Genomic DNA, 25,547 nt, shown 5'->3' with positions numbered 1-25,547 from the left:
GATTCAGGCGACCGCGATGTCGCCGCGCATGAAGGTGACCGGCAGCCACCTCATGCGGTTTCGTGGGCCCCGGCGGCGTGGTCGCCGGGGCCCGGGCGACCCGCCACGAATCGTGTGCGTCCGTCGAACTCGACGGCCATGCGGATGCGTTGCAGGAGTTCATCTTTCATGGGCGGAAGCCCGTCGAGGGGGAACCAGCCGACCTCGGTGGATTCGTCGTCGTTGACCACCGGTTCCCCGCTGACCCAGCGACACCGGAACGTGTGGTCCAGGAAGATGCAACGGTCGCCGTTGGGAAACACCTTCTCGTCCCCCGCCTTGACCCAGGCCAGTCCCTCCACCTCGCAGACCACACCAGCCTCTTCCTGGCACTCACGCACGGCGGTGTCCGCGGGCTCCTCGCCGGGGTCCACGATGCCCGTGATGGGTGCCCAGATGCCGTTGTCCGCTCGGCGCCCCAACAGGACGTCGTCGCCGCGCAGGACGACGGCCGTGGCACCGGCCAGCCACAACGAGTCGTGCCCGATCTTCTGACGCAACTCGAGGATGAAATCGGGTGTGGGCACGGTTGGCTCCTGGCGCTCGGGGACGAGGGCTGACGCCTCCGATGGTGTCACACGGCACGCGCGGAGCCTCCATGGAGACCGACGGCGGGGGCTTGAGGCAGGGGTCAGACCAGGACGAGCGCGAGCATGGCCCCGACCAGCATCGACGGCCCGAACGGCACCCTGTCCGTGAGGTGCGCCCTCCTGGTCAGCAGCAGCACCACGGCAACCAGACCGCCCACCAGGAACCCCAGAATGGTTCCCCACAGGACGGTCCACACGGAGGCGAAACCCAGAACGGTTCCCAACATGGCCGCCAGTCGCACGTCCCCCAGGCCCAACGCACCCGCGGAAGCCTTGCGCAGCAGGTAGTACACACCCCACATGCCGATGGCACCCAGGCCCATGCCCAGGAGGCGCTGCGGTTGGTCGGAGAGCACGGCGGCCAACCCCAGGAGCCCGGCGGCACCGGCCCAGGCAGGACGAACGACGACGCCGGGCAGCCGGTGGTCACGCAGATCTACGTAGATCAGCCACACGCCGACCAGGGCCAGACCGGTCAGGGCGAGCAGGACGCAGAACGTCGCCACCAACCCGGACAGCTCCCCGGCGGATGCGTGGAGTGTCAAGTACTCCCCCATGTGCACAAACATAGTCGGGGGGCAGCTCTCCGCCGCGCACCGGGCCGACCTGTGGACACTCTCCCGTGGCCGCCCGGGCCACCGTCCTTAGACTGGTGGCATGTCATCTGCCAGGGATTACGGGCGTCCGGCCGCAGCCCCCGGGACGGATCCGGACGAGTTCGCCGCGCTGTGCCGGTCCTCCCCGTGGAAATGGGACACCGTCCGTTTCACCCTCGAATGGCTCCTGCCCGCCCAGGGCGAGGGTGCCGCAGCGACAGGCGTACGGGATCCGAGCATGGGCGCCGGCACTGACACCCCGCCTGTCCCCGTCCGCGCGTGGGTGCGCCGCCCGCAGGACCTCCGGGTCGAGACCCTGGGTGGGGACCCCCTGTACACCGTGACCGACCTGGGCCGTTCGCGGCAGGACTTCTACGTGGCCTCTCGTCCGGACTCCTGGCTCCTGCCCCCTTCGTTGGTGGCGCCCGTGTACCGCCGGTCGGGCCTGGTCGAGCGCCGCCCCGAAGCCGCCTACGGGGATCCCGTCTTCGGTGGTGGGCGGTGGCAAGCCGTCCTGGACCCCGTCGAGATCGCCGGTCCCGCCCCCAAACCCCTGTACCTGGCGTCCCAGCGTCCAGCCACGATCACCGACGTCCAGGTGGGCACGGACGACAACAGACGCGCCGTGCGCAGCGCCGTCGTCACCCCCGGGGCCTCCTACGCACCCTCCGAACCGGGACATGCCCTGACACCGGCCGCCACGCGGGTGGTCGTGGACGAGCGCACGGGGATCTGCGTCTCCACCACCGTTCTGGAAGGGCCCCTCGCCGGAGCAGGTCACCGACTGCGGATCGAAGCGGTGGACGAGTACCTGCTGGACGACCTCTTCACCCCCGTGTCCTTCGACCTCACGGACGTGTCCCGGCACGTGCCGTGGATGGTGGGAGCCTGAGTCCCCCGTACTCTGGTGCGGGTCCGGCCGCGCCCCCACTCGGGCCCGCTCTGACAGCCTGAACCCGCGTCCCGCGCCCGATCACGCCCCGCCACTTCCGACCGAAGGGTCCCCATGAGTTCCTCTCGTTCCGCTTCCCCCGAGCGCTCGAGCCGTGTCCTGCGCGGCCCCGGCCCGGGAACTCCTTCGGTCGCGGCACTCGCGGTCATGGTCGGCGGGATGCTGGCCGTGTCCGCGGCATTCGTGGCCTACGTCCTGGCGACACGTCCGAAGCCGGGACTGGACATGCAGGTGTACTGGCGTGCCGCCCAGGTGCTGCAGGGAAACAACCCCACCACCTCGGATCTCTACGACCCCGTCCTGGTCCAGGCGGGCAAACTGGAATTGCCGTTCACCTACCCTCCCCTGTCCGCATTGGCGTTCTACCCGCTGGGTGGCATGACGTTGGAGCAGGCGTGGACCACCATGGCCGTCGTCGGGGTGCTCCTCACGTGCGTGCTGGCGGCCGTCTGCCTGCGCCTGGCGCCGTTCTCCCGTGACTGGTTCGGTGTGCGCGTGGTCCCCACGCTCCTGGCATTCGCCGTGTTCTGCGGTGTGCTGTGGAACCTCTACCCCTCCCGCTTCACCATCGTGTACGGCCAGGTCAACACCATGTTAGCCATCTTGATCCTGGTGGACCTGGGGCGACGGGCACGGCGCCGGTGGGGCAGCGGATTCCTCACCGGCGTGGCCGCCGGGTTTAAGATCACCCCGGCGGCCATGGGCCTGGTGCCTCTGGTCCAGGGACGGTGGCGCACCCTGGTCGGCATGGCCGTCGGTGTGGCAACGACGATCGCGGTCTCCGCCGTGTTCCTCCCCCGGGAGGTCTGGGCCTACTTCACCTCCGAACTGTGGCAGACCGGCCGCGTGGGTGAGGTGGACCGCATCTCCAACATGTCGCTCAACGGCCTCCTGCACCTGTGGGACCTGCCGGACGGACTGCTCAAGCCCGTCTGGCTGGCCGCGGTCCTGCTGGTGGTGGCCGGTGGCGCGGCTGGCATTCGGCGGGCCTCACGTGTCCAGGACTTCTTCTCCGCAACCGTGATCGGCGCCCTGGTCATGCTGTTGATCTCCCCCATCACGTGGGAACACCACTGGGTGTGGGTCGCTCCCCTCATGATCGCCCTGGTGCCCGCCGCGCCGCGGGCCGCGCCCGCTTGGCAGTGGGCCGTTGCCCTGACCTTGATCGGTCTGGTGTTCTGGTCCTTCACCAGCGCACCCTCGGTGTTCGCGGCCCAAGTGCTCGGCGAGAACTACCCCGAGGTCGTCCTGCACGGTCCGCCCGCCCTGGAACGGGTGGCAACGGTGCCGGTGGTCGTCGCCGTTCTGTCCGGAGTGTGGTTGGCGCTGCGCCCGTACCCGGCCGCACTCACCGCACTCACCACGGCCCCCGAACCCCGGGACTCAGATCTCGGCGCGCTCCAGGACCTCGGTGACCAGCGCCGCGATCGGTGACCGCTCGGACCGGGTCAGCGTGATGTGTCCGAACAGGGACTGGCCCTTGAGGGCCTCGACCACCGCGGTCACGCCGTCGTGACGCCCCACCCGCAGGTTGTCCCGCTGGGCGACGTCGTGGGTCAGCACCACCTTGGAGTTCTGCCCCATGCGGGAGAGCACGGTCAGCAGGACATTCTTCTCCAGCGACTGGGCCTCGTCCACGATCACCCAGGCATCGTGCAGGGAACGCCCGCGGATGTGGGTCAACGGCAGAACCTCGATCAACCCGCGTGAGGTCACCTCCGACATCACGTTCTCGCTGACCACAGCGCCCAGGGTGTCGTACACGGCCTGTCCCCAGGGGTTCATCTTCTCGTCCTCGGTGCCCGGGAGGTACCCCAGCTCTTGGCCGCCCACGGCGTACAGCGGGCGGAAGACGATTACCCGCTTGTGCTCCTGACGTTCCAGAACGGCTTCCAACCCGGCGCACAGGGCCAGGGCCGACTTGCCCGTTCCGGCGCGGCCACCCAGGGACACGATCCCGACCTCGGGGTCCAGGAGCAGGTCGATCGCCAGGCGTTGTTCGGCCGAGCGCCCGGACAACCCGAAGACTTCGCGGTCGCCCCGCACCACCCGGGCCGTACCGTCTTCCCGCACCCTGGCCAGCGCGTTGCCGCGCACGGAGTGCAACACCAGTCCGCAATTGGTCGGCAGGCCCTGCGCACCGGGGACGGGAACCGATTCGTCCGAGTACAGGCGGGCGACGACGTCGTCGTCCACGTCCAGCTCTTCCAGGCCGGTGTATTCGGAGTCGGCTGCCGAGACCCATTCGGCGCGGTACTCGTCGGCGTCCAGGCCCAGTGCGGAGGCCTTCACCCGCATGGGGAGGTCCTTGGACACCACGCACACGTCATGCCCCTCGTCAGCAAGGTTCTTGGCGACCGCCAGGATGCGCGAGTCGTTGTCCTTGAGCCGGAAGCTGTGGGGCAGCACGGTGTCGGAGACGTGGTTGAGCTCCACGATCAGGCGCCCGCCGTCGTCGCCCAGGGGCAATGGCTTGTTGAGGTTGCCGTGCTCCGTGCGGAACTGGTCCAGCAGGCGCAGGGCCTTGCGCGCGAAGTACCCGAGTTCGGGGTCGTGGCGTTTGCCCTCCAACTCGGTGATCACGATGACCGGCAGCACCACGTCGTGCTCCGCGAACCGCAGAATCGCTCGGGGGTCCGAGAGCAGTACAGAGGTGTCCACGACGTAGGAGCGCACTCCCGATCGCGGTTGAGCGGAGCCCCCCGTGGTGGTCTCAACGGTGGGTTCCGTGCTGGTGGTCGTCATCGCGGCGTCCTTCCGGTTCGGGACGACCGGCGTCGGTCACCGGCCGCCTGAAGCCACGGTGACACAGCAGCTCAGCCGGGCCTGCCCAGGACACGTGAATGAGCCGTGAACTCGCGGCATGTGACTCGCAACACCGAGTGGCCGCGAGGTGTCAGCCGCCGAATCGGCGCTTGCGGGAGGCATAGTCCCGGAGCGCACGCAGGAAGTCCACGTGACGGAAGTCCGGCCACAGCGCTTCGCAGAAGTAGTACTCCGAGTAGGCCGACTGCCACATCAGGAACCCGGACAGGCGCTGTTCCCCGGAGGTGCGGATGAGCAGGTCGGGGTCGGGCTGACCGCGGGTGTAGAGGTGTTCGGAGATGTCCTCCGCGGACAGGGTCGCCACCAGCTCACGGACGTCCTCCCCCCGGTCCAGGGCATCCGTGAAGATCTCCTTGACGGCATCCACGATCTCCTGCCGGCCCCCGTACCCCACGGCGATGTTCAGGTGCGGCCCGGGGTTATTGGCGGTCACGGTGCGCAGTGTCTCGAGCCTGTCCCGCAGCGCTTGGGGAAGCATCTCCAGGGCACCCACGGGTTGGGCCCGGCAGAGCCCTTCTTCCTGGAGGCGCTGGGTCAGGCCGGTGATGATCTCGATCAACGGCCCGAGTTCCGCGGCGGGACGCTTGAGGTTCTCGGTCGAGAGCACGTAGAGAGTGACCACGGGGATCTTCAGGTCCCGGCACCAGCCCAGGAACTCGATGATCTTCTCCGCACCGGCGCGGTGCCCGTCCTCGGTCGAGCCGCCGAACTGCTTGGCCCAACGCCGGTTGCCGTCCACCAGCACGCCCACGTGGTGCGGGAGGCGCTCGGGGTCCAGATCGGCCGCCAGACGCTGTTCGTAGATCCGGTAGAACGGTCGAGCTTTCGTCATTCCGTTCCCCTTCTCCCCTGCCTTCTGCCGCGCCGTCTCCACCCCAACCCGCCGACGACGAGCGATCGCCCACGAGCGGCCGACGCCGTGGCTGGTCATGACTCTGCGTGGATTCTCCCAATGTATCGCGTGTCCGTCGCGCCGCCGTCGACTCACAGCATCCACAGAAGTTCTGGCCCTAGGATTGTGTCCGGTCCCCGTGGTACCGCGTACTTCTCAGGTGCCGGTGCCCCGCCGGCGTCACCGACGGCGCATCGTTGCGGCCGAACCGTCCGCCGCTGACCGCCCCGACTTCAAGGAGGTTCCTTTGTCCGACCAAGCCTCCACCGCGCGCCAGTCGCGCAAACGACGTACGCGCCACGCCCCGGTCATCCCCGAGGTCATGGAGACCGTGGCCCGGTCTCCATTGCTGCACAAGCTGGGCTCGACCCTGGCTCACCCGCCGGTGCCGCGAAAGCCGGCCTGGCGCGGCTGGATCCACGCGGCCTTCACGCCCGTGGCCTTCGTGATGGTCCTGGTGGCCATGATCCTGGCACCGTCGCTCGAGCTGCGCATCGCCTGCGCAGTCTTCGGGGTGACCGGCCTGCTGCTCTTCGGAGTCTCGGGGATCTACCACCGCAGCTACTGGTCCCCCCGGGTCACGGCGGTCCTGCGCCGGCTGGACCACACGAACATCGCCCTGTTGATCGCCGGCACCTACACCCCGGCAGCAATCGCGCTGATGCCGGATCCCACCGTGCTGTTGACGGTCATCTGGGGTTCGGCGATCGGCCTGGTCCTCTTCCGGCTGGTCTGGATGTCCGCACCCCGGTGGCTCTACACGCCGTTGTACGTGGTCATGGGGTGCATCGCGGTGGCGTATCTGCCGCAGTTCTGGCCCGTGCAGCCCGTGGCCACGATCATGCTGGCCATCGGCGGGCTGGCGTACATCGCAGGAGCCGTGACCTACGCCCTCAAGTGGCCCATCCTGGCCCCGCGGACCTTCGGGTTCCACGAGGTGTTCCACGCCTGGACGGTCGTGGGCTTCATCTGCCACTACATCTCGATCATGTTCGCGATGTTCGGCTCGACCCTGGTCAGCTGAGGCCCCGACGGCGCCGTCGCCGACCCGCTCCCCCAACTTTCAACACGGTTTTCTACCAATCAGGCCTCCCGATCGGCAGAAACCCGTGTTGAAAGTTCACTCGGTGAAGTCGGTCGGGTCCTGACCGTCTGAAGTCGGTTCCTGGGGCGTGTCGGCAGCCTCTTCCCTGGACTCCGGCGCCTCGGTCCGCCCCGCGGCCTCACGCTCGCGGGCGTACGCCATGCGGTAGCGCAGACGCCGCTGACGGCGCATGAAGTCCAGGATCAGGGCGGTCAGGGCCAGGACCACGAAGAACGTGGCGAAGAACCCGATTACTCCGGGGCTGACCTGTTCCGGCTCCAACCCCGGCATGAGGTCGTTGGGGTCCGAGGGTGCAGCGGTCTGTAGGTACAGCGTCAACATGTGGGGTGAACTCAGCTTTCAGCGGGCGTTCGTCGGGAGGCCACGGGCAGCGGGGTACTGCGCGGGCCGGGACGGGTGACGATCAGATCTGCCAGTCGGGTTGCGGGGCGTAATCGGGATCCGGCCGGACCTCGTCCACGATCCCCGCGAACAGGCACGTCTCCGGGACCGGCGAATCAACTCGGCTCTCTGCCAGCACGTAGTCCTCCCACGGCCAGGCCGCAGCCTGGAACTCCGGAGAAACGGCGAAGAACAGGGAGTCCGGCGCAACCTGCGTCTCGTGACAACGCAGCGCCTCCTCCCGCACGGAGAAGGACTCGGGGCAGAAGATCTTGGTGGTCGTCGGATGTGCCCCCAACACGGCCTTGTTGCCTTCGGCGTCCTGGGTCTCCATGATCCGCGCGATGCGCTCCGCGAACGGGGACTCCAGCCCGCGTTCGGTCATCGCCTCGTGCAGCGCGATGAAGCGCTCCGTGTTGAAGGCCTTGTCGTAGTAGAGCTTCAACGGCTGCCACGGCTCACCCAGATCCGGGTACTCGGTTGGGTCCCCCGCGGTCTGCCACGCGTGCATGGAGACGTTGTGGGTCTGGATGTGGTCCGGGTGCGGGTACCCGCCGTTCTCGTCGTAGGTCAGGATCACGTGGGGACGGAACTCTCGGATCAGCTTGACCAACGGGGCCGCCGCGATCTCCACGGGCTGCAAGGCGAAACAGCCCGCCGGCAACGGTGGCAGCGGGTCGCCTTCGGGCAGACCGGAGTCCATGAAACCCATCCACCGGTGCTTGATGTCCAGTGCCTCGGCCGCCCGGCGCATCTCGTCCCGGCGGTAGCCCGGCAGGTCGCGTTCGGCGTGCGGGACGCCTTCCATGGCCGCGTTCAGGATGTCTCCGCGTTCCCCGCCCGTGTTCGTGGCCACCATGACGTCCACGCCGAGTCCGCGGTAATGCGACATGGTTCCGGCACCCTTGGACGATTCGTCGTCCGGGTGGGCGTGCACTGCCAAGAGGCGAAGGTCAGGGTACGAAGGCACGAACGGGCTCCTTCGGGGATCCAGGCCCCTGTCGAAACGGTCGGGTGCCGCTGTGACGCTGGTCTGCTGCGACCTACGCGGCGGCGCGACCAGTCTACGCGCCGCCGTGGACGCCGCCGGGCCCATCGGCCACCGCCACTAGACTCGGTTCATGCCCGAAAGCCAGACCGATGCCGTGCTTGAGCAGCGCTACGCCAGGCGGCGCACCCCCGCCGTGTCCCGGCGCGCCTGGTGGGTTGTCCTGGCGGTCGGGATCTTGGTGGCCGCCGCGTTCATCATCTGGACCATCGTGGGTGGCTCCAACCGCCCGTCAACCAAGGATGTCGGCTTCGAGCTCATTTCCTCGTCCCAGATCACCGCGGACTTCGAACTCACCAAGGGCGAGGACGAGGTCGTGCGCTGCGGTGTGGAGGCTCTGAACGAGAGCTACGCGGTGGTGGGCTACACCGAAACCACCATTGGTGAGGTCCCCGCGGACCAGCTCTCGGGGCAGACCAGCGCGCATCGCGTGGAGATCAGGACCACCAACCAGGCCAATTCAGCCCGGGTCGCACAGTGCTGGGTGCTGGACTGAATCCCACGGCGAATCCGCCCGCCACGTGACAGCACCCCAGTGGGCAGAGTGCTGACCATCACGGCCTTTCGGCTAAACTTTGGTGTCTGACCACGGGCCCCGCCGTGACCGAACGCCGCACGGAACAGCGGGTCGGCAACGGCACGGGGACGATTCGACGTCGGGGCGCTCCCCCGCACGGCGTAATCCCGACCATCACCACAACCGACTGAAAACCTGCAGACAGAGAGAAGACGACTGTGCCCGAGACCCCCGAAAACCAGGGCGCCTGGCTGACCCAGGAGGCTTACGACCGGCTCAAGAAGGAGCTCGACTACATCTCCGGTCCTTACCGCCAGGAGATCGTCGACCGGATCGAAGCCGCACGCGAAGAGGGCGACCTCAAGGAGAACGGAGGCTATCACGCTGCCCGCGAGGAGCAGGGAAAGAACGAGGGCCGCATCGCCCAGCTGACCTCCCTGTTGGAGAACGCCACCGTGGGTGAGAAGGCTGCCGACGACGGCATCGTCGAATCCGGCATGGTCGTGACCGCCGAGGTCGCGGGCAACGAGATGACGTTCCTGCTGGGCTCGCGCGAAGTTGCCGAGGACCTGGTGGGCGGCACGGGCATGGAGGTCTTCTCCGACCACTCCCCGATCGGCTCGGCAATCAAGGGCCACAAGGCCGGTGAGACGGTGACCTACACGGCACCCAACGGCAAGGAGATCTCCGTGGAGATCCTCGAAGCCAAGCCCTTCGAGGGCTGAGTCAACACTCAACCGCCCAGTCGACGACGGGCGGACCCTCCTTGGACGGCGTCGCTTGACGTCCTGCGGAGGGTCCGCCCGTCGTCGTCTTTGTCCTTGCGCTCAGGGTGGGGGCGCCTTCCGCGGGCCGTCAAGCGAAGCAGGCCGAGGAGGGCGCCCCCACCCTGAGCGCCGATGAAGACAGACGTCAGTGGACGACGACCGGCCGGTATCCCTCGGCCTCGAGCGCGTCGAGCACTTGACGTGAGTGTTCGTGTCCCTTGGTTTCCATGTCGATCGTGATCGACACGTCGCCCATGGCCAGCGAGCCACCGATTCGGGTGTGGTCCACGCCCGTGACATTGGCGTCCAGGCGCGAAATGATGCTCGAGATGTGGGTCAGTTCGCCGGGACGGTCCACGAGCATCATCTTGACGGTCATGTAACGTCCGGCAGCGGCCAGACCGCGCTGGATCACCTTGAGCATGAGCATGGGGTCGACGTTCCCCCCGGAGAGCACGACGACCGTCGTCCCCAGATCCCCGTAGGTCTCCTTGAGACGCCCGTCGAGCAGTGCCGCCACGCCCACGACCCCGGCGGGCTCGACCACCAGCTTGTTGCGTTCCAGCATGAAGATGAGGGACTCGGCCAGGCGGTCCTCGGACACCGTAACGACGTCGTCGGCCAGTTCCTTGATGATCTGAAACGGCAGTTGGCCGGGCTGGCCGACCGCGATGCCGTCGGCGATGGTCGACACCTTCTCGAGCGAGACCAGCGCGTCCCCGGCCAGGGAGGGCGGGTAGGCGGCGGCGTTCTCGGCCTGGACCCCGATGACTCGAGCCGGTCGGCCACCCTGGGCCTCACGCGCCTTGAGGGCAACCGCCAGACCGGCCAACAGCCCACCTCCGCCGACGCCCGTGAGGACGGTGTCCACGTTCGGGACCTGGTCCAGGATCTCCAGACCCAGCGTGCCTTGGCCGGCGATGATGTCCGGGTGGTCGAAGGGATGCACGAAGACCTTGCCGGTCTCCTCGGCCACCCGACGCGCCTCCGCGAGCGCCTCGTCCACCTTGGACCCGTGGAGGACCACCTCAGCACCGTGGTCCTGGGTCGCGGCCACCTTGGGCAGCGCCGCACCCAACGGCATGTAGATCGTCGCCTGGATCCCCAGCCGACGGGCCGCCAGGGCAACACCCTGGGCGTGGTTGCCGGCGGACGCAGCCACGACGCCGCGGGCCTTCTCCTCGTCAGTCAGCTGGGCCATGCGGTTGTACGCACCACGCACCTTGAACGAGCCACTGCGCTGCAGGTTCTCGGCCTTGACCCAGACCTCCGATCCGAGCATCCGGGACAGCGCGCGGGAATGGGCCACGGGGGTTCGTTCGATGACCCCTTCCAGCAGGGAGGCAGCGTGCTCGACGTCTTCAAGCGCGACCGGGAGATCGGCCAGGTTCGGAGCGCCCCGCCTGGGCTCCGTGACCGCTGGGTCCGCCACGTCGTTGTCAAGCATCAGGCACGTCCCGGATCGTTCTGGGTGTCGGGGTCTTCAAGGTCAGATTCCCGACGGGCACCGGGATGGGCCTCGGGGTCGGAATCCATCCCCTTGTTCTGGGGGAACTCCTCGGGGTCGTGACCGGGACTTCCAATCACGCGTTCCGGCGTCTCACGCCCGACGTCGCGCCCCAGGCCGTGCGGCATGCGAGAGGCTTCGGAAGTCTCCACGGCGGTGGCCGAACGAGTAGGGACGGCACGGGCGTCGTCGTCGGAATCCACGACGGCGCCGGCACTCGAGCGGGCATCCCGGCGGGCCTCCGCGGCCTGGACCTTTTCAGCGGCCGCGACCGCCAGTTCCTTCTCGTGGGCCGCGGCTGCCTTCTCGGCATCCTTGTTCTGCTTGCCGGCGTCCTCATTGTGACGTGACCGGGAGAAGCGGCGGAACTGCTGGAGGACCTGCTCCCTGGTCAGTTCCTCCTTCTTGGCCATCTTCCGGATCTCCCACGGGAAGTAGTACGGCTGCCACGCGATCTCGGGATCATTGCGCCAGCCCTGGCCGGAGAGGTAGCGAATCACCGAGTTCAGCACGGCCAACAGGGGCACGGAGAACAACGCACCCAGGATGCCCGCGACCACGGAGCCACTGGCCACGGCAAGGAACACGGCCAGGGGGTGTAGGGACACGGCCTTACCCATGATCAACGGCTGCAGGACGTTGGACTCCAGCTGCTGGACCAGGATCACGACTCCAAGCATGCCCAGGGCGATCCACGGCCCGTTGGCCACCAGGGCGACCAACACCGCGATGATCCCGGTCAGGATGGCACCCACCAGGGGAATGAACGAGCCCAGGAAAACCAGAATGCCCAGCGGAACCGCGAGCGGCACCCCCAGGAGGAAGGCGCCCAACCCGATACCAACGGCATCGATGAATGCCACGAAACCCTGGATGCGAACGTACTGGACCAGGGACAGCCACCCGCGGCGGCCAGCGCCGTTGACCGCCGGGCGGGAAGGGCGCGGGAAGAGCTTGACCATGAACAGCCAGATTTTTTCCCCGTCGGCCAGGAAGAACAGCAACGTGAACAGCATGATCAACATGCCGGTGACGATGTTTCCGGCGGTGGACCCGAAGGAGATCGCTCCGGACACAATGGTCGAGGAGTTGTTCTGAATCGCGCTGGTGCCCTTGTCCACCCATTCGTTGAGTGTTTCGGTGGAGATGTTGAAGGGCAGGTCCTCGATCATCCCGAGCAACGTGTTGATGCCCCGCATGGCGGAGTCGCTCAACTGACTGAATCCAAAGATGATCTGCTGCCCCGCCAGAGCCAACAGACCCAGTACGACAACGATCAGCCCGATCTCCACGGTCGCGGCCGCCAAGAAGGACGGAAAGTGCTTGCCACGCAGCCATTTGACCGCTGGTGAGAGGAGCCCGGCCAGCAGTGCGGCTAGGAGCACGGGGATAAGCACGTTGCTCACGTGCTTCAGCAACCAACCGGCACCCATGACGGCCGCAACGATCAGGATGAGGCGCCAGGACCAGGCTGCAGCGACCCGCACGGGTACAGAGACCGCCGACCCGTCCGGGCCCGTGGCACCCGGGAGCTCCGGCTCATGGATCCGCGCAAGTTTCTGTCCGGGGTCGGTTCTGGAGTTCGTGGACGACATGACCACCATGTTCGCATTGATTCAGTCCGTTGAACGACATGGTGAACACCGTCACGGCAGTCCGTGAGATGCCATGATGGAGGTATGTCCCTCCAGTTCTTGCGTGTCCTCGCCCAGCGCCGTCCGGCCCAGGCCATTACGGCCGAGGCTCCGGAGCGCGCCGAGCTGGAACGGATCGTCTCCGCGGCCGTGGGACCCGCCGTGCCAGGCACCCGCCCCGCCTGGCGGCTCATCGGCACCCGGCGAGAGGATGCACCACAGCTCGCGGCGGCTCTGTCCGGGTTCAAGAACCTGCCGGATCTCAAGGAGACGACGCCGCGACTCAAGGGCAAGCAGATGCGGCGAGTCGCGGCTTTCCGTGGGTCGCTGGCCTTCGCTTCAAACGGGGGGCTGGCTCTGGCCCTGATTTTTCGGCCGCGACGCGGGTCCGGGCTGCCCAGGCGCCTCCAACGCGGAGAGGCCCTCGGTGCCCGCGTGGTGCTGGAGGCGGCCTTTTACGCCAGTGGCTGGGCAACCCAGTGGTCACCGCGCAAGAGCCCGGACGCAGAACTCCTGGCCCGGTTCTACAGGCTGAAGTCGGAGGAGGAAGTCCTCGGTTGGCTGTTCGTCGGCCGCCCAGCGCCTGAGTTCGCCGGTGACCACGCGGCCACGCTGCCGCCGTCACGGGCGCCTTTGGAACTGCGCTGACCCGACACGCGACGACGGCGGCCCACCTCCCCGGGCCCCCGCCCCCCCCCCCCCGCCCCCCCCCGCCCCCGCGGCCCCCCCGCCCCCCCCCCCCCCCCCCCTCGCCGCGTGGTTGCCGCTGAGGTTCAGTCCTGCTGCAGCAGGGAGAGAATCCGCAGGATCTCGACGTAGAGCCAGATGAGGGTCACGGTCAGACCGAAGGCTGCGGACCAGGCGTACTTGCGTGCCACCCGGCCGATACCGCGCTCGATGGATTCGAAGTCCATGACCAGGGAGTAGGCCGCCAGCAGGATGGCGATGCCACCGATGAAGACGCCCAGCGGGATGCCGAAGATCTCGATGTCCGAACGGACGTTGAAGCCGGCGAACATGGACAGGCCGAAGTTGGCCAGGGCGAAGACCAGGTAGCCGATCATCGCCACGATCACGATCTTGGTCAGGCGCGGACTGGTGCGCAGGATGCGCATGCGGTAGAGCGCCAAGACGGCGACGAAGACGCCGATGGTCCCGATCACGGCCTGCAGCACGATGCCGGGATAGACGTTCTGGAAGATCCCGGAGATGCCGCCCACGAACAGGCCTTCGGCCACGGCGTAGAGCATGATCAGGGGAACGGAAGGCTCACGCTTGAACGAGTTGACCAGTCCGAGAACCAGACCGACCAGTGCGGCCGGGAAGGCAAGCACGGGGAACATCCAACCGACCACTGCGAAGACGATCACTGTTCCCAGCGTGAGGCTGGTGCGCATGATGACGTCGTCCAGTGTCATGCGGCCGGTCTGCTCACCGGAGGCTGCGGGGCTGTCGTACCAGCCCTGCATCTGCTCGGCCGACGGCGCTTGACCGTACTGCTGCTGGCCATACTGGGGAGCCTGACCGTACTGCTGCTGGCCGTACGGCGCCTGACCGTATTGGGGTGCAGCCGGGGCGCTGTGTTTCGAGCTGAAGTCGCGGAGCAACGGGTTGCCCATGGAAGTCGTCCTTTCGGTCTGGTCCCGAGCGTCCGCTGGCGCGGCTCCGGCAGGGGATCAGGGCGGTGGGCGTACAGGAATTCCCCGCCAACGGTACCAGCGCGTCCTGCCGGTCCCCCGGGCCTCATCTGGAGGCGAACAGAGTTTTCACCAGATTGTGACGGTGATGGTGACGAGCAGATCGCCGAACCCACTTGCAACCTATACCCCAAGGGGGTATAGGTTTGTCTCATGAGCACCCCCGACCTCACGACCGCACCACGGGCCTTGACCCACATCGACCTTGACGTTGGAGGCATGACCTGTGCCTCGTGCGCGGCGCGCGTCGAACGCAAGCTCAACAAGCTCGACGGCGTGACGGCAAGCGTCAACTACGCCACGGAGAAGGCGTCGGTGGACCTGCCCGTGGACCTGGATCCGCAGACGCTCGTCGAACAGGTCGAGCAGGCCGGATACACCGCACAGCTGCCTCCCCCACCGGCGACCGACAACCCGAGTAAGCCCAGGGCTGATGCCGCCGGGGACGCAGCAAACCCGGCAGGGCCCTCCAATGCTGCTGGCTCGGAGCCCACCAGGGCGGACACGGAACTCAAAGCCCTGCGCCAACGACTGATCGGTGCCGTGATCCTTTCCGTACCCGTCATTCTCCTGGCGATGATCCCCGCTCTGCAGTTCGACTACTGGGGGTTCGCCTCCTTGGTGCTGGCCGCCCCCGTGGTGGTGTGGGCCGGGTGGCCCTTCCACCGGGCCACGCTCAAGAACCTGCGCCACGGCGCCGCAACCATGGACACGCTGATCACGGTGGGCACGGCGGCGGCGCTGATCTGGTCCGTGGTGGCACTCTTCCTGGGACACGCCGGTCACCCGGGGATGAAGCACACCTTCGAGTTCACGCTGTCGCGCACGGACGGCCTGGACAACATCTACCTGGAAGTGGCCGCGGGGGTCATCACATTCGTCCTGGCCGGGCGCTACTTCGAGAAGAAGTCGAAGCGCCAGGCGGGTGCCGCATTGCGCGCCTTGCTCGAAATGGGTGCCAAGGACGTCACCGTCCTGCGGGACGGCCGCGAGGAGCGGATCAGCACCGACGCGTTGCGCACCGGTGACGAGTTCGTGGTCCGCCCGGGCGAAAAGATCGCCACGGACGGCACCGTGGTCGCGGGCCGCTCTGCCGTTGACACATCGATGCTGACGGGGGAATCCGTTCCCGTCGAAGTGACCGAGGGCGATGCCGTCACCGGCGCAACCGTGAACAAGGGGGGCCGCCTGGTCGTTCGCGCCACCCGGGTGGGCTCGGACACGCAGCTGGCCCAGATGGCCCGCATGGTCGAGGCCGCCCAGTCCGGAAAGGCCCGGGTACAGCGGCTGGCGGACCGGATTTCCGCGGTGTTCGTGCCACTCGTGTTCCTGGTTGCGCTGGTCACGGTGATTGCATGGTTGGCGAGCGGCGCAACCCCCGCCACTGCTTTCACCGCCGCGGTGGCCGTGCTCATCATCGCCTGCCCGTGCGCCCTGGGCCTTGCCACTCCGACGGCGCTGCTGGTCGGCACCGGGCGTGGAGCCCAGCTGGGCATTTTGATCAAGGGGCCGGAGGTCCTGGAGTCCACGCGCCGCACGGACACTGTGGTGCTGGACAAGACGGGGACCGTGACCCGCGGGGAAATGACCCTGGCGAGCGTCGTCACCGACGACTCCACCGCCCGCGCCGATGTCCTTCGCCGTGCAGGCGCCGTCGAGAACGCCTCCGAGCACCCGATCGCGCAGGCTGTGGCACGCGGTGCCGCCGCAGAGATCGGTGCCCTCCCCACCTCCGACTCCTTCCAGAACGTCGAGGGTCTGGGCGTGGAAGGCACCGTTGAGGACCACGAGGTGATCGTCGGCCGACCCCAGCTGCTGATCGACCGCGGCCTTACGCTTCCCGCGCGGCTGAGTGAAGCCGTCCACCAGGCTCAGTCGGCGGGCAGTACAGCCGTCGTCGTCGCCTGGGATGGAGTGGCCCGTGGGGTCCTGGTGGTCGCCGACGAACTCAAGCCGACCAGTGCCGAAGCCGTGGCCCAGTTCAAGGCGCTGGGGCTGGAGCCCGTGCTGCTCACGGGTGACAACCGCGCCGTTGCCGAGCAGGTTGCGGCGCAGGTGGGAATCGATCGCGTGGTCGCCGATGTCCTTCCCGCCGACAAGGTGGAATCGGTCCAACGCCTGCAAGCGGAGGGCCGTGTGGTGGCCATGGTCGGCGACGGCGTCAACGACGCTCCGGCATTGGCACAGGCCGATCTGGGCCTGGCGATGGGCACCGGCACGGACGCGGCCATCCAGGCGGCGGACATCACCCTGGTCCGCGGTGACCTGCGGACGGCCGCCGACGCGATCCGGTTGTCCCGACGCACGCTGCGTACCATCAAGGGCAACCTCTTCTGGGCCTTCGCCTACAACGTGGCGATGATTCCGCTGGCGGCGTTCGGCCTGCTCAATCCCATGCTGGCCGGCGCGGCCATGGCATTCTCGAGCGTCTTCGTGGTCTCCAACAGTCTGCGGCTGCGCTCCTTCAAGGCCGCGAATCCGCGGAGCACCGCCCGAACACCGGAAGACGCGCCACTCGAGAAGACGCCTACGGAAGCCGAAGCCCCGACGACTGCGGCACCACGAACCACAGGAGCACCACGATGACCACGCCCTCGGAACCGCTCGACATCGACGAAGCGCCCTCGGCCGATGCCCCTGACACTCCGCATCCGCACCGGGGTTACCTGGAGGACAAGGCCCGCTACCTCGCGCGGCTCAAGCGCATCGAGGGACAGGTCCGCGGGATCCACCGGATGATCGACGAGGACAAGTACTGCATCGACGTCCTGACCCAGATTTCGGCACTGACCGGCGCCATGGAGAACGTGGCCCTGGGCCTGCTGGAGGACCACCTCGAACACTGCGTGGTGGAGGCGGCACGCACCGGGGACGCGGAGGCGAAGGAGAAGATCGCGGAGGCCACCGCTGCCATCAAGCGGTTGGTCAAGTCCTGACGCGTCTGCCCCGGTTCACGCCTCGGGCTGGATGCCTTCGAGGTCGCCCGTGAGATAGCGCTGAACAGTGGGGCCGATCAACGCCGCGAGCTCCTCCACGGACATGGAGGCCACGGGTTCCAGGCCGACGAGCTTCCGCGCCACGAGCAGGCCCACCATCTGCGTGGCCACCAGGCTCACCCGCTTCTCCCCTTCCCCGTACCGGGCGCCGATCCTGGTCGGCAGGTCCCGCAGGATCGTTCCGAGGACCACGTCACGCACCACAGGGGCGGCTTCCGCAGAGGCCAGGACCGTGCGGGCGGTCGAGATCAAGGCCGCAGACACCTCGGAGTCCCAGGCGCGCAGCGCCGCCTCCACCAGGGCGGCACCCAGCTCCTCGTCCGGCTTCTGCATCGCGCCCTGAACGACTTCACCCATGTGGCGGGGAACCTCCGTGGCCGCCAAGAACAGCTCCTGTTTGGTGCCGAAGTAACGGTGCACGAGGGCTTGGTCCACCCCCGCCGCGGTGGCGACGGAACGTACGGAGACGCCGTCGTAACCGCGCTCGGCGAAAGCCGATCGAGCGGCGGTCAGGATCCGTTGTTGGGTCCGTTGTCCCTTCACGCTTGTCCTCTCACACGTGCTCCGAAGGTCTCGCCGTGGCCTGCACCGTCATCGGGTGCTGCGCGGCATGGTCAGTGCGGCGAGCAGCAGGGCACCAAGGGCCATGGCGGCCAGCATCAGCGCGTCGCCGGTGAAGTCCGATCCCATGCTCGCACTGTCCCGAATCTGCATGAGGGCGTCCACCGCATAGGTCATGGGCATGAAGTCCGACAGCCACTGCAAGGCCTCCGGCATGAGGTCTGTGTCCACCAGGAGTCCGCACAGGAAGATCTGCGGAGAGATGAACACGGGCATGAACTGGACGGCCTGGAACTCGGTGCGGGCGAAGGCACTGGCCAGCAGCCCGAAGGCAATGCCGACCGTCGAGGACAGCGCCGCGACCAGCACCACCCACCCGGCGGACCCCTCGGTGGTGACCCCCAGGAACCAGTACGTCACGGCACTGAGCAGCAGCGACTGCAACACCGCCATACCGGCGAAGGCCAGGGCGTATCCACCCACCAGGTCGGCCCGGTGCAGCGGCGTGGTCCACAGACGCTCCAGGGTCCCGGAGGTTCGCTCCCGCAACATGGCCACGGACGTCACCGCGAACATGACCAGCATGGGCAGGATTCCCAGCATGATCAGGGCGATCCGGGGGAACGGGTCCTGCCCGCCGGGCGGCACCGGCACGTCCCGGTAGACGTAGTACAGCAACGTCACCAGGACCAACGGGACGGCCAGGATGAGTCCCAGAGTGCGCCGGTCGGTGGTGAGTTGCTGAATGATTCTCAGGGCACTGGCCCCGAAGGTCCGCGGGTTCATGCCGCCACCCCTTCCGTGATGACCGACAGGAACGCCTGATCGTAGGTCGAAGTACCCGTTGCCTCCAGGAGCTCCGCGGGATCGGTGTCCTGGAGGATCACGCCGTGGCGCATGAGCACCAGACGGTCGCAGTGCCCCGCTTCGTCCATGACGTGGCTGGACACCAGGATGGTGGTTCCGCGCTCGGCCACCCCGCGGAAATGGCCCCACAGTTCCTCGCGGGTGACGGGATCCAAGCCCACCGTGGGTTCGTCGAGCACAAGGAATTTGGGGTCGGCCACCAGGGCGCAGGCGAGGGACGCGCGGGAGGCCTGGCCACCCGACATGGACTGCACCTTCTGCTCCGTCTGCTCGGTCAGGCCGGCGGCCTCGATGGTTTCTCTGACACGCTCCGCCCCCGCGCCGTACAGCCGGGCGAAGTAGCGAACGTTCTGCTCCAACGTGAGGTCGCGGTACACGGCGGCGGCCTGCGTCACGTATCCCACCTCCGAGCGCAGCGCCTTGGCACCCGGCTGCGCCCCGAGCACGGTGATCGTGCCGCTGTGGATCTTCTGCACTCCGACGATCGAGCGCATGAGCGTGGTCTTTCCGCACCCCGAAGGGCCGAACAGGCCGGTGATGCTGCCGGTGCGGAGCTTCAGGTCGATCCCGTGGAGGACCTCTTTCTTGCCCTTCCGGACGGTCAGCGACCGTACGTTGACCGCGGCCGGCCCACCGTCCGAGCGCGCTCCAGTTTTGTCATCATTCGATGATGTCATCATGTGATGACTTTACGTCGGGGTCGGTCCGAGAGCAATCGTGTTCGACCGGGCAAGATGGAAACATGACGCCACCGACCCTCGAACGCGACCCCCTCCCCCTGCGGGGGCGTTCCGTCCTCATCACGGGAGTCAGTCGGCGGTCCGGCATCGGGTACGCAACGGCATGTCGGGCAGCTGCCTACGGAGCCAATGTGTTCTGCCACCACTATTCACCGCACGACGCTCAGCAACCGTGGGGTGACGACGACGTCGACGCCGTCCTGGCGGGTGTACGGGAACACCTGATCGACGGGGCCAGGGTGGCGGACATCCATGCCGACCTCTCCGATCCCGCGGCTGCGAAGCAGGTCATGGACGCTGCTGTGCAGGAGTTCGGACGGGTGGACGCCTTGGTGTGCAATCACGCGGTGAGTGGATCGGACGGCCACCTCCGAGAGATCACGGCGGCGGATCTCGATCACCATTGGAACGTCAACACGCGAGCGTCACTGCTGTTGGCGCAATCCTTTGCTGCCCAAATGCTCTCCGGAACGATCGTCCTCATGACCTCCGGCCAGAACCAGGGACCCATGCGTGGCGAAGTCGCCTATGCCACGGCGAAAGCGGCCTTGGCAGGGATCACCGCCACGTTGGCGGACGAACTCGCCCCGGACGGCATCCGGGTCAACACCGTGAACCCGGGTCCGGTTGACACGGGGTACCTGGGGCCCGAGGCCTGGGAGTCCATGAAGCACATGTTTCCGTTCGGCCGTTTCGGCGAACCTGATGATCCTGCTCGCTTGATCACGTGGCTGCTCACGGACGAAGCTTCCTGGATCACCGGTCAAGTAATCAATTCAGAGGGCGGGTTCACGCGCTGAGTGCCCGGATCACGACCTCATGCCCCGGACTGCGACTCCACGACCAGCCCTCCGTCGTCGTCGACCGTGACGGAAAACTCGCTCAGGTCGCCCACCACCGAGTGAGCGTAGGGGGCGACTTGAGCCGCGTTGTGCGAGGTCGCCACGGCCAGCACGTGCGCGCCGGCAGCCGAACCGGCCTGTAGCCCGGCCGGCGCGTCCTCCACGACCAGACACCGGGCGGGATCGAAGCCCAAGCGCTCGGCAGCCATTCGGTACCCTTGCGGATCCGGCTTGCCCACGGTGACGTCCTCCGAGGTGATCATGACCTCGGGCACCGGCATCTTCCCGGCCGACAGGCGAGCTGTCATCAACTCCCGGTCACCGGATGTGACGGCGGCCCACCGCTGCGCCGGAAGCCGCGTGAGCAGCGCAGCTGCCCCCGGCAGCGCGATGACCTCGCTCAGATCGGCGAGTTCCAGCGCATGGAGTTCACGTTCGGCGTCGTCATGGGACTCCGGCGGGAACAGGTCCTCGATCGTGTCGCGCGACCGGCGACCATGACACACACGCAGAATCCGCTCCGGGTCCATGCCGTGGCGGTCGGCCAGTTTGGTCCAGGACCGGGTGACGGCCGATGTGGAATCGACCAGTGTGCCGTCGATGTCGAACAGGATGGCGTCCACTTCAAAGCGCATGACCCCACGGTACGCGTGGATGGACTCGCGGCAACGCTCTCGGCTCTTGCACCTTCTACATCGCCGATGGATCGACCGTAGTTTGCGATCGTGGTCGGGCATTCCGAGTACCGATTCAAGTACTGGATCCCGACCCTAGAGTGCCCCCAGTGGGACTCGAACCCACACTGCGCGGATTTTAAGTCCGCTGCCTCTGCCAATTGGGCTATGGGGGCACAGGGTAGCCCCTCCCCGCGAACGCGGTGAGGGGCTACCTTTCGATCAGCTCAGAGCCTGATCTTGGTGCGCACGACTTCCTGACCGGTGGCGGTCTGGAAGTTCAGGCGGGGGTCACGCACGTGACGGATCGGGGCGGTGTTGCGCCCGAAGATCATGTTGAGGCCCCACTCCGTGAACACGCGAACCTTGTGCTCGAGAGTCGGGATGGCGTAGCCGTGGTACAGGCGGTGCATGGCCCAGGCCGGGAAGCCCTGGAACTCCACGCCCTTGAGGTTGGCCACGCCCTTGTTGAGACCGAACCCGGCGACCGCGCCGATGTTCTCGTGGTAGTAGTCCTCGAGTTCGCGGCCCTCACGGGCGGCCAGGATGTTCTTGGCCAGGACCTTGGACTGGCGCACGGCGTGCTGGGCGTTCGGCACGCAGAAGCCACCGACGCCGCCACCGGAGAGATCCGGGACTGCTGCGGTGTCGCCGGCCGTCCAGGCACCCTGGATGGGGCCGTCGTCGCCGGTGATGCGCAGGTCCGCCCCGGCGCGGATGCGGCCGCGCTCGTCGAGCGGGAAGTCCGAGTTCTTGGACAGCGGGTTGGCGGCAACGCCTGCGGTCCAGATGAGGGTGTCCACGTCCATCTCACCGGCGGGCGACTTGTCCTGCATGTTAATGAGCTTGAGGTGGTTGTCCTCGGCCGAGTCCAGCGACGTGTTGAGCAGAACCTCGATACCGCGTGAACGCAGGTGCGCCACGACCTTCTCGGCACGCTCCTTGGAAACCTCGGGCATGATGCGTCCAGCGGCCTCGATCAGCACGAAGCGCAGGTCCGAGACCTTGAGGCGCGGGTCGCGCTCCACGGTGTCCCGGGCGAGGTCCTCGAGCTCCGCGATGGTTTCGATCCCGGCGAATCCGCCGCCCACGACGGCGAAGGTGAGGGCACGACGACGAACGTCCTCGTCCATGGACTGGGAGGCGATGCCGATGCGCTCGAGCACCCAGTTGCGCACGGCCACGGCTTCCTCGATCGACTTCATGCCGATCGCGGACTCACCCAGGCCCTTGATGGGGAACGCGCGGGTCACGGAACCGCCTGCGACGACGATCTCGTCGTAGGGGATTTCGATGACGGGCCCGTCGGCGATGGTCTGCACAGTCGCCACGCGTTCGGCGTGGTTGATGCCGGTCACGCGACCGGAGACCAGTTCACAGTCGCTGAGGTATTCCTGGTGGGAGACCACGGCGGAGCGTGCCTCGATGCTGCCCGCGGCCACCTCGGGGAGGAAGGGTAGGTACATCATGTACGGGTTGGGATCAACCACCGTCACGACACCACCGGAAGCCTTGATGCGCTTCTGAAGTTGCTGGGCGACGGTGAAGCCAACGTAGCCACCGCCGACGATCAGGATCCGGTTACGGTCCTTTGCCAAAAAAGTGTCAACCATGGTCCCGAGTCTAAACGCTGACCCGAGTCCAGACCGCGCCCGTCGGAACAACTAGACCCCATTCACGCCTTATTTGACCCGGTGTTTCCAGTCACATCCGACGCAACGAGAAGGCAGGTTCTCCGGTCAGTTGCGTCCGGACTTCTTGCCGCCGCGCAGCAGCCACCGGATGTGCCAGGCTGCCGCGCCCGTGACACCCGCAACCAGCAGGCCGAAGCCCGCCAAGATGAACACCGGCAGGGCACCCGTGGAGTTCGACGGTTCAACGGGTTCCGGTGGCTTGGCCTCGGTGGTGACCTGGTCCGTCAACGGCTGGGCACTACCGGTGGCGGTAGGGGTTTCCTTGGACTCGTGGCGCCGGTGGACCTCGACCCACTCGGCCATCGAGCCCAAGGGTCCGTTGCCTTCCATGGGCGGCACGTCACCTGAGACCGCGGCCTGGACGTCCAGGATCCCGTACCCGTACAGCGGGTCCCGCCCGGTGGCACCGGCGTCCTCTGCCGAGGCGGTGATCCTGTGCGCCACCTCTTGGGCCGACAGGTCCGGGTACTTGTCCATGATCAACGCGGCGGTGCCGGAGACGATGGGGGCTGCCGCGGAGGTTCCCGTCCAGTCCTGGTAGGAATTGCCGGGCACGGCGCCCACCAGGTCCTCGCTGGGCGCCGCCACGGAGATCGAGATGCCCTGTGACGAGGACTCCCACCCGGCTTCACCGTTACGGTCCACGCCACCGACCGTCAGGACGCTGGGGATCGTGGCGGGCGCCCCCACCTGAGTGATGCCGTTGCCGCGGTTGCCCGCCGCGGCGATGATGAGCACGTCCTTCTCCTCCGCGTACTCGAAGGCGGAGTCCCAGGACTCGGGCCAGGTCTGCTGCGGGGAACCCACGGACATGTTGATGACGTCCGCACCGTTGTCCACGGCCCACCGGACGGCATCGGGGATCTGCTCGTCAGTCGAGCGCACACCGGCTTTCTCCGTTCCCAGCCACGTGGAGACCGGGAGGATCTCGGCCTCCGGGGCCACGCCGATCACGCCCGTCCCGCCGCCGGGTTCGCCGTCGGACGCCGCACCGTGACCACGCCCGGCAGCCACGGAGGAAACCATGGTGCCGTGGGGCGGTTCCGCGCCCAAGCCCTCCTGACCGTCGGAGGAACCCGCTCCGGACACGTCCGTGCCGGGCCCCACCGCTCCCTGGAGGTCAGGGTGGCTGCCGTCGACGCCCGTGTCGATCACCGCGATCTTGACGCCTTCGCCCGTGGCTTCCTTCCAGGCGTCGCGGACCCCGTACTCGTCCAGCCAGTACTCCCCCTTGCGCGCCTCGGCCGCCGTCATCGGCATCTTGGCGTCGATGCTGGGGACGTCCGTGGGGTCGGTGACCGGGACCGACGGCGCCGGGCCGTCGGGAGACGGGGTCACCTGGGGGTCCACCGTCGTCGCTGCGGCGGGCGTCTGCCAGGTGTTGGCCGATTCCCCGTCGGCGACGACGGCGACAGTTGCCGCCCCGGCGAGGAGCACTCCCACCGTGCCCACGCCGACCCCTCGGAGCAGGACGCGCCGTGCGCTGCGTCGGTTCGCCGCGGCACCGGGGGCCTGGTGGTTGGAGGTTCGGCGGGTGGTTCCGGATGTCTCAGGGGCGTTGCTCGGCACGAAGCCTCCGGTTCGGTGGCGGGAACGGCGTCGCGGACGCCGGTGCGGATCGGTCAGGCCCCGATCAGTCCTGGGCCAGGGACAGCGCAATGCCGTCCAAAATATCGTGCTCACTGGTGGTGGACGAGACCACACGCCCGGACGTCGCCTCCGTGACGCGCTCCAGGACACGACGCCACACGAGCGCCCCGCCGCCGATCACGTCCACCCGCCCCGGGTGCATGTAGGGCTGGCGTGCGCGTTCCTCGCGGGTCATCTCGGTGAGGTCCCGGCAGGCCCGCTCGATCTCCTGGACGCTCAACTGCGTGCCGTTGAGCCGCTCGGCGTCGTAGCTGTCCAGGCCCAACGCCCGGGCCGTGATGGTGGTGACGGAACCGGCCACACCCACCAGGCAACGCGTCTCGGCCAGGGGCACGGACTGCAGCACCGTGTCGATGGCCTTGTCGACGTCGTTCAGGACCGCAGCCTGCTGCTCCTGGGAGGGAGGGTTGGAGCCCAGGTGACGCTCCGTCATCCGGACGCACCCGACGTCCACGCTGCGGGAGGCAATGATGCCGTCCGAGGAGCCGAGCACGAACTCGGTGGATCCGCCGCCGACGTCCACCACCAGAACCCGGTCCTGGGGGCTGGTCGCGGGGGCGACGAGCGATGCTCCCGCGAAGGACAGGGCGGCTTCTTCCTGGCCGCTGATGACTTCGGGTTCCACGCCCAGGCGCTTCGTGATGCCGTTGACGAACACGTGCCGATTGCCGGCGTCGCGCGTGGCGGAGGTGGCCACGAAACGAACGGATTCCACGCCGTGTTCGTCGATCAGCTCCGCGTAGCGTTCGGTGGCGGCAAAGGTCCGGTCCAACGCCTCCTGGGCCAGCCAACCGGTGGCATCCACCCCCTGCCCCAGGCGGACGATCGTGTTCAGCCGGACCACGTCGGTCACCGTGGGACCGTTGCCGCCCGGCCCACCGCCGTTGCCGAGGTCAGCGATGAGCAGTCGGATCGAGTTGGTTCCGCAGTCGATGGCGCCTACGCGCATTGAGGTCTCCTCCGGGAAAGGGT

Annotated in this window: 25 protein-coding genes and 1 tRNA gene; 9 read left to right on the top strand and 17 right to left on the bottom strand. The window is 67.6% G+C overall.

What is annotated here, in order from left to right; translation table 11 throughout:
• Positions 1 to 50 precede the first annotated feature (50 nt).
• Both GWK18_RS06945 and GWK18_RS06940 read right to left on the bottom strand, forming a co-directional pair.
• On the bottom strand, positions 51 to 566 hold the full coding sequence (locus GWK18_RS06945) for an NUDIX domain-containing protein (protein ID WP_166834139.1): 516 nt from the start codon (positions 564 to 566) through the stop codon (positions 51 to 53).
• A gap of 104 nt (positions 567 to 670) precedes the next feature.
• Entirely contained in the window at positions 671 to 1,186 is a 516-nt protein-coding gene (locus tag GWK18_RS06940) for an A24 family peptidase (RefSeq protein ID WP_166834137.1), read from the bottom strand.
• A gap of 100 nt (positions 1,187 to 1,286) precedes the next feature.
• On the opposite strand from GWK18_RS06940, the gene GWK18_RS06935 reads away from it, so the two are divergent.
• The gene (locus tag GWK18_RS06935) at positions 1,287 to 2,117 is read left to right on the top strand and encodes a hypothetical protein (RefSeq protein WP_209280907.1); all 831 of its coding nucleotides are present in this window, start codon (positions 1,287 to 1,289) and stop codon (positions 2,115 to 2,117) included.
• A 114-nt stretch (positions 2,118 to 2,231) separates the two neighbouring features.
• Positions 2,232 to 3,611: a glycosyltransferase 87 family protein gene (locus GWK18_RS06930; RefSeq protein WP_166834135.1), complete on the top strand. Its 1,380-nt coding sequence runs from the start codon at positions 2,232 to 2,234 to the stop codon at positions 3,609 to 3,611.
• Here GWK18_RS06930 and GWK18_RS06925 read toward each other — a convergent pair.
• On the bottom strand, positions 3,561 to 4,922 hold the full coding sequence (locus tag GWK18_RS06925) for a PhoH family protein (RefSeq protein ID WP_166834133.1): 1,362 nt from the start codon (positions 4,920 to 4,922) through the stop codon (positions 3,561 to 3,563). The two genes, GWK18_RS06930 and GWK18_RS06925, sit on opposite strands and share 51 nt — an antisense overlap.
• Before the next feature lie 151 nt (positions 4,923 to 5,073).
• Entirely contained in the window at positions 5,074 to 5,835 is a 762-nt protein-coding gene (locus GWK18_RS06920; protein WP_123826398.1) for an isoprenyl transferase, read from the bottom strand.
• A 307-nt stretch (positions 5,836 to 6,142) separates the two neighbouring features.
• Here GWK18_RS06920 and GWK18_RS06915 point away from each other — a divergent pair, with 307 nt between their 5' ends.
• On the top strand, positions 6,143 to 6,919 hold the full coding sequence (locus GWK18_RS06915; RefSeq protein ID WP_233568868.1) for a hemolysin III family protein: 777 nt from the start codon (positions 6,143 to 6,145) through the stop codon (positions 6,917 to 6,919).
• Between the two features lie 96 nt (positions 6,920 to 7,015).
• On the opposite strand, the gene GWK18_RS06910 is transcribed toward GWK18_RS06915, so the two are convergent.
• Together GWK18_RS06910 and mca are read right to left on the bottom strand one after the other, a co-directional pair.
• Positions 7,016 to 7,321 carry a hypothetical protein gene (locus GWK18_RS06910; RefSeq protein WP_123826396.1) on the bottom strand — a complete coding sequence of 102 codons (306 nt, stop codon included), beginning with the start codon at positions 7,319 to 7,321 and terminating at the stop codon, positions 7,016 to 7,018.
• Between the two features lie 82 nt (positions 7,322 to 7,403).
• Complete coding sequence (gene mca / locus GWK18_RS06905; protein ID WP_348535870.1) at positions 7,404 to 8,351, bottom strand: mycothiol conjugate amidase Mca; 948 nt, start codon at positions 8,349 to 8,351, stop codon at positions 7,404 to 7,406.
• Positions 8,352 to 8,502: 151 nt separating this feature from the next.
• Here mca and GWK18_RS06900 point away from each other — a divergent pair, with 151 nt between their 5' ends.
• Both GWK18_RS06900 and greA read left to right on the top strand, forming a co-directional pair.
• On the top strand, positions 8,503 to 8,925 hold the full coding sequence (locus GWK18_RS06900) for a DUF4307 domain-containing protein (protein WP_123826392.1): 423 nt from the start codon (positions 8,503 to 8,505) through the stop codon (positions 8,923 to 8,925).
• A gap of 239 nt (positions 8,926 to 9,164) precedes the next feature.
• Positions 9,165 to 9,671 (top strand): transcription elongation factor GreA, encoded by a 507-nt coding sequence (gene greA / locus GWK18_RS06895; RefSeq protein ID WP_166834129.1) that lies wholly within the window; start codon positions 9,165 to 9,167, stop codon positions 9,669 to 9,671.
• Between the two features lie 187 nt (positions 9,672 to 9,858).
• Here greA and ilvA read toward each other — a convergent pair whose 3' ends face one another.
• A complete protein-coding gene (ilvA, locus tag GWK18_RS06890; protein WP_166834127.1) occupies positions 9,859 to 11,160 on the bottom strand; it encodes a threonine ammonia-lyase in 1,302 nt (433 codons plus the stop codon).
• Entirely contained in the window at positions 11,160 to 12,815 is a 1,656-nt protein-coding gene (locus GWK18_RS06885) for an AI-2E family transporter (protein ID WP_123826386.1), read from the bottom strand. The genes ilvA and GWK18_RS06885 overlap by 1 nt, the downstream gene beginning before the upstream one ends.
• Positions 12,816 to 12,899: 84 nt before the next feature.
• Here GWK18_RS06885 and GWK18_RS06880 point away from each other — a divergent pair, with 84 nt between their 5' ends.
• The gene (locus GWK18_RS06880; RefSeq protein ID WP_123826384.1) at positions 12,900 to 13,502 is read left to right on the top strand and encodes a hypothetical protein; all 603 of its coding nucleotides are present in this window, start codon (positions 12,900 to 12,902) and stop codon (positions 13,500 to 13,502) included.
• A gap of 125 nt (positions 13,503 to 13,627) precedes the next feature.
• On the opposite strand, the gene GWK18_RS06870 is transcribed toward GWK18_RS06880, so the two are convergent.
• On the bottom strand, positions 13,628 to 14,473 hold the full coding sequence (locus GWK18_RS06870) for a Bax inhibitor-1/YccA family protein (RefSeq protein ID WP_123826382.1): 846 nt from the start codon (positions 14,471 to 14,473) through the stop codon (positions 13,628 to 13,630).
• 231 nt (positions 14,474 to 14,704) lie between these two features.
• Between GWK18_RS06870 and GWK18_RS06865 the strand changes: the two genes are divergently transcribed.
• Together GWK18_RS06865 and GWK18_RS06860 are read left to right on the top strand one after the other, a co-directional pair.
• Positions 14,705 to 17,137, top strand: a complete 2,433-nt coding sequence (locus GWK18_RS06865) for a heavy metal translocating P-type ATPase (protein ID WP_166834125.1) — start codon at positions 14,705 to 14,707, stop codon at positions 17,135 to 17,137.
• Entirely contained in the window at positions 17,134 to 17,487 is a 354-nt protein-coding gene (locus tag GWK18_RS06860) for a metal-sensitive transcriptional regulator (protein WP_166834123.1), read from the top strand. The genes GWK18_RS06865 and GWK18_RS06860 overlap by 4 nt, the downstream gene beginning before the upstream one ends.
• 15 nt (positions 17,488 to 17,502) lie before the next feature.
• Here the strand turns inward: GWK18_RS06860 and GWK18_RS06855 are convergent, their stop codons facing one another.
• The 3 genes from GWK18_RS06855 to GWK18_RS06845 are packed head-to-tail and all read right to left on the bottom strand — an operon-like array spanning position 17,503 to position 19,655.
• Positions 17,503 to 18,090, bottom strand: a complete 588-nt coding sequence (locus GWK18_RS06855) for a TetR family transcriptional regulator (protein WP_166834121.1) — start codon at positions 18,088 to 18,090, stop codon at positions 17,503 to 17,505.
• 48 nt (positions 18,091 to 18,138) lie between these two features.
• Positions 18,139 to 18,894, bottom strand: a complete 756-nt coding sequence (locus GWK18_RS06850; protein ID WP_166834119.1) for an ABC transporter permease — start codon at positions 18,892 to 18,894, stop codon at positions 18,139 to 18,141.
• The gene (locus tag GWK18_RS06845) at positions 18,891 to 19,655 is read right to left on the bottom strand and encodes an ABC transporter ATP-binding protein (RefSeq protein ID WP_245192981.1); all 765 of its coding nucleotides are present in this window, start codon (positions 19,653 to 19,655) and stop codon (positions 18,891 to 18,893) included. Before GWK18_RS06845 ends, GWK18_RS06850 begins: the two co-directional genes overlap by 4 nt.
• A 62-nt stretch (positions 19,656 to 19,717) precedes the next feature.
• Here GWK18_RS06845 and GWK18_RS06840 point away from each other — a divergent pair, with 62 nt between their 5' ends.
• A complete protein-coding gene (locus GWK18_RS06840) occupies positions 19,718 to 20,515 on the top strand; it encodes an SDR family oxidoreductase (protein ID WP_166834117.1) in 798 nt (265 codons plus the stop codon).
• Between the two features lie 17 nt (positions 20,516 to 20,532).
• Here the strand turns inward: GWK18_RS06840 and GWK18_RS06835 are convergent, their stop codons facing one another.
• From GWK18_RS06835 to GWK18_RS06815, 5 genes are all read right to left on the bottom strand, one after another.
• Entirely contained in the window at positions 20,533 to 21,192 is a 660-nt protein-coding gene (locus GWK18_RS06835; RefSeq protein WP_166834115.1) for an HAD family hydrolase, read from the bottom strand.
• 141 nt (positions 21,193 to 21,333) lie between these two features.
• A tRNA-Leu gene (locus tag GWK18_RS06830) sits at positions 21,334 to 21,407 on the bottom strand.
• A 51-nt stretch (positions 21,408 to 21,458) separates the two neighbouring features.
• Positions 21,459 to 22,844: an FAD-dependent oxidoreductase gene (locus GWK18_RS06825; RefSeq protein ID WP_166834113.1), complete on the bottom strand. Its 1,386-nt coding sequence runs from the start codon at positions 22,842 to 22,844 to the stop codon at positions 21,459 to 21,461.
• Between the two features lie 126 nt (positions 22,845 to 22,970).
• The gene (locus tag GWK18_RS06820; RefSeq protein ID WP_348535869.1) at positions 22,971 to 24,494 is read right to left on the bottom strand and encodes a S8 family serine peptidase; all 1,524 of its coding nucleotides are present in this window, start codon (positions 24,492 to 24,494) and stop codon (positions 22,971 to 22,973) included.
• Positions 24,495 to 24,558: 64 nt separating this feature from the next.
• Entirely contained in the window at positions 24,559 to 25,524 is a 966-nt protein-coding gene (locus GWK18_RS06815) for a Ppx/GppA phosphatase family protein (protein WP_166834111.1), read from the bottom strand.
• Positions 25,525 to 25,547: the final 23 nt, after the last annotated feature.

This window comes from Kocuria sp. JC486, assembly GCF_011602805.1.
Lineage (GTDB): Bacteria > Actinomycetota > Actinomycetes > Actinomycetales > Micrococcaceae > Kocuria > Kocuria soli.
The sequence above is the reverse complement of the archived record's forward strand: the minus strand, read 5'-3'. Positions and strand labels throughout refer to the sequence as shown.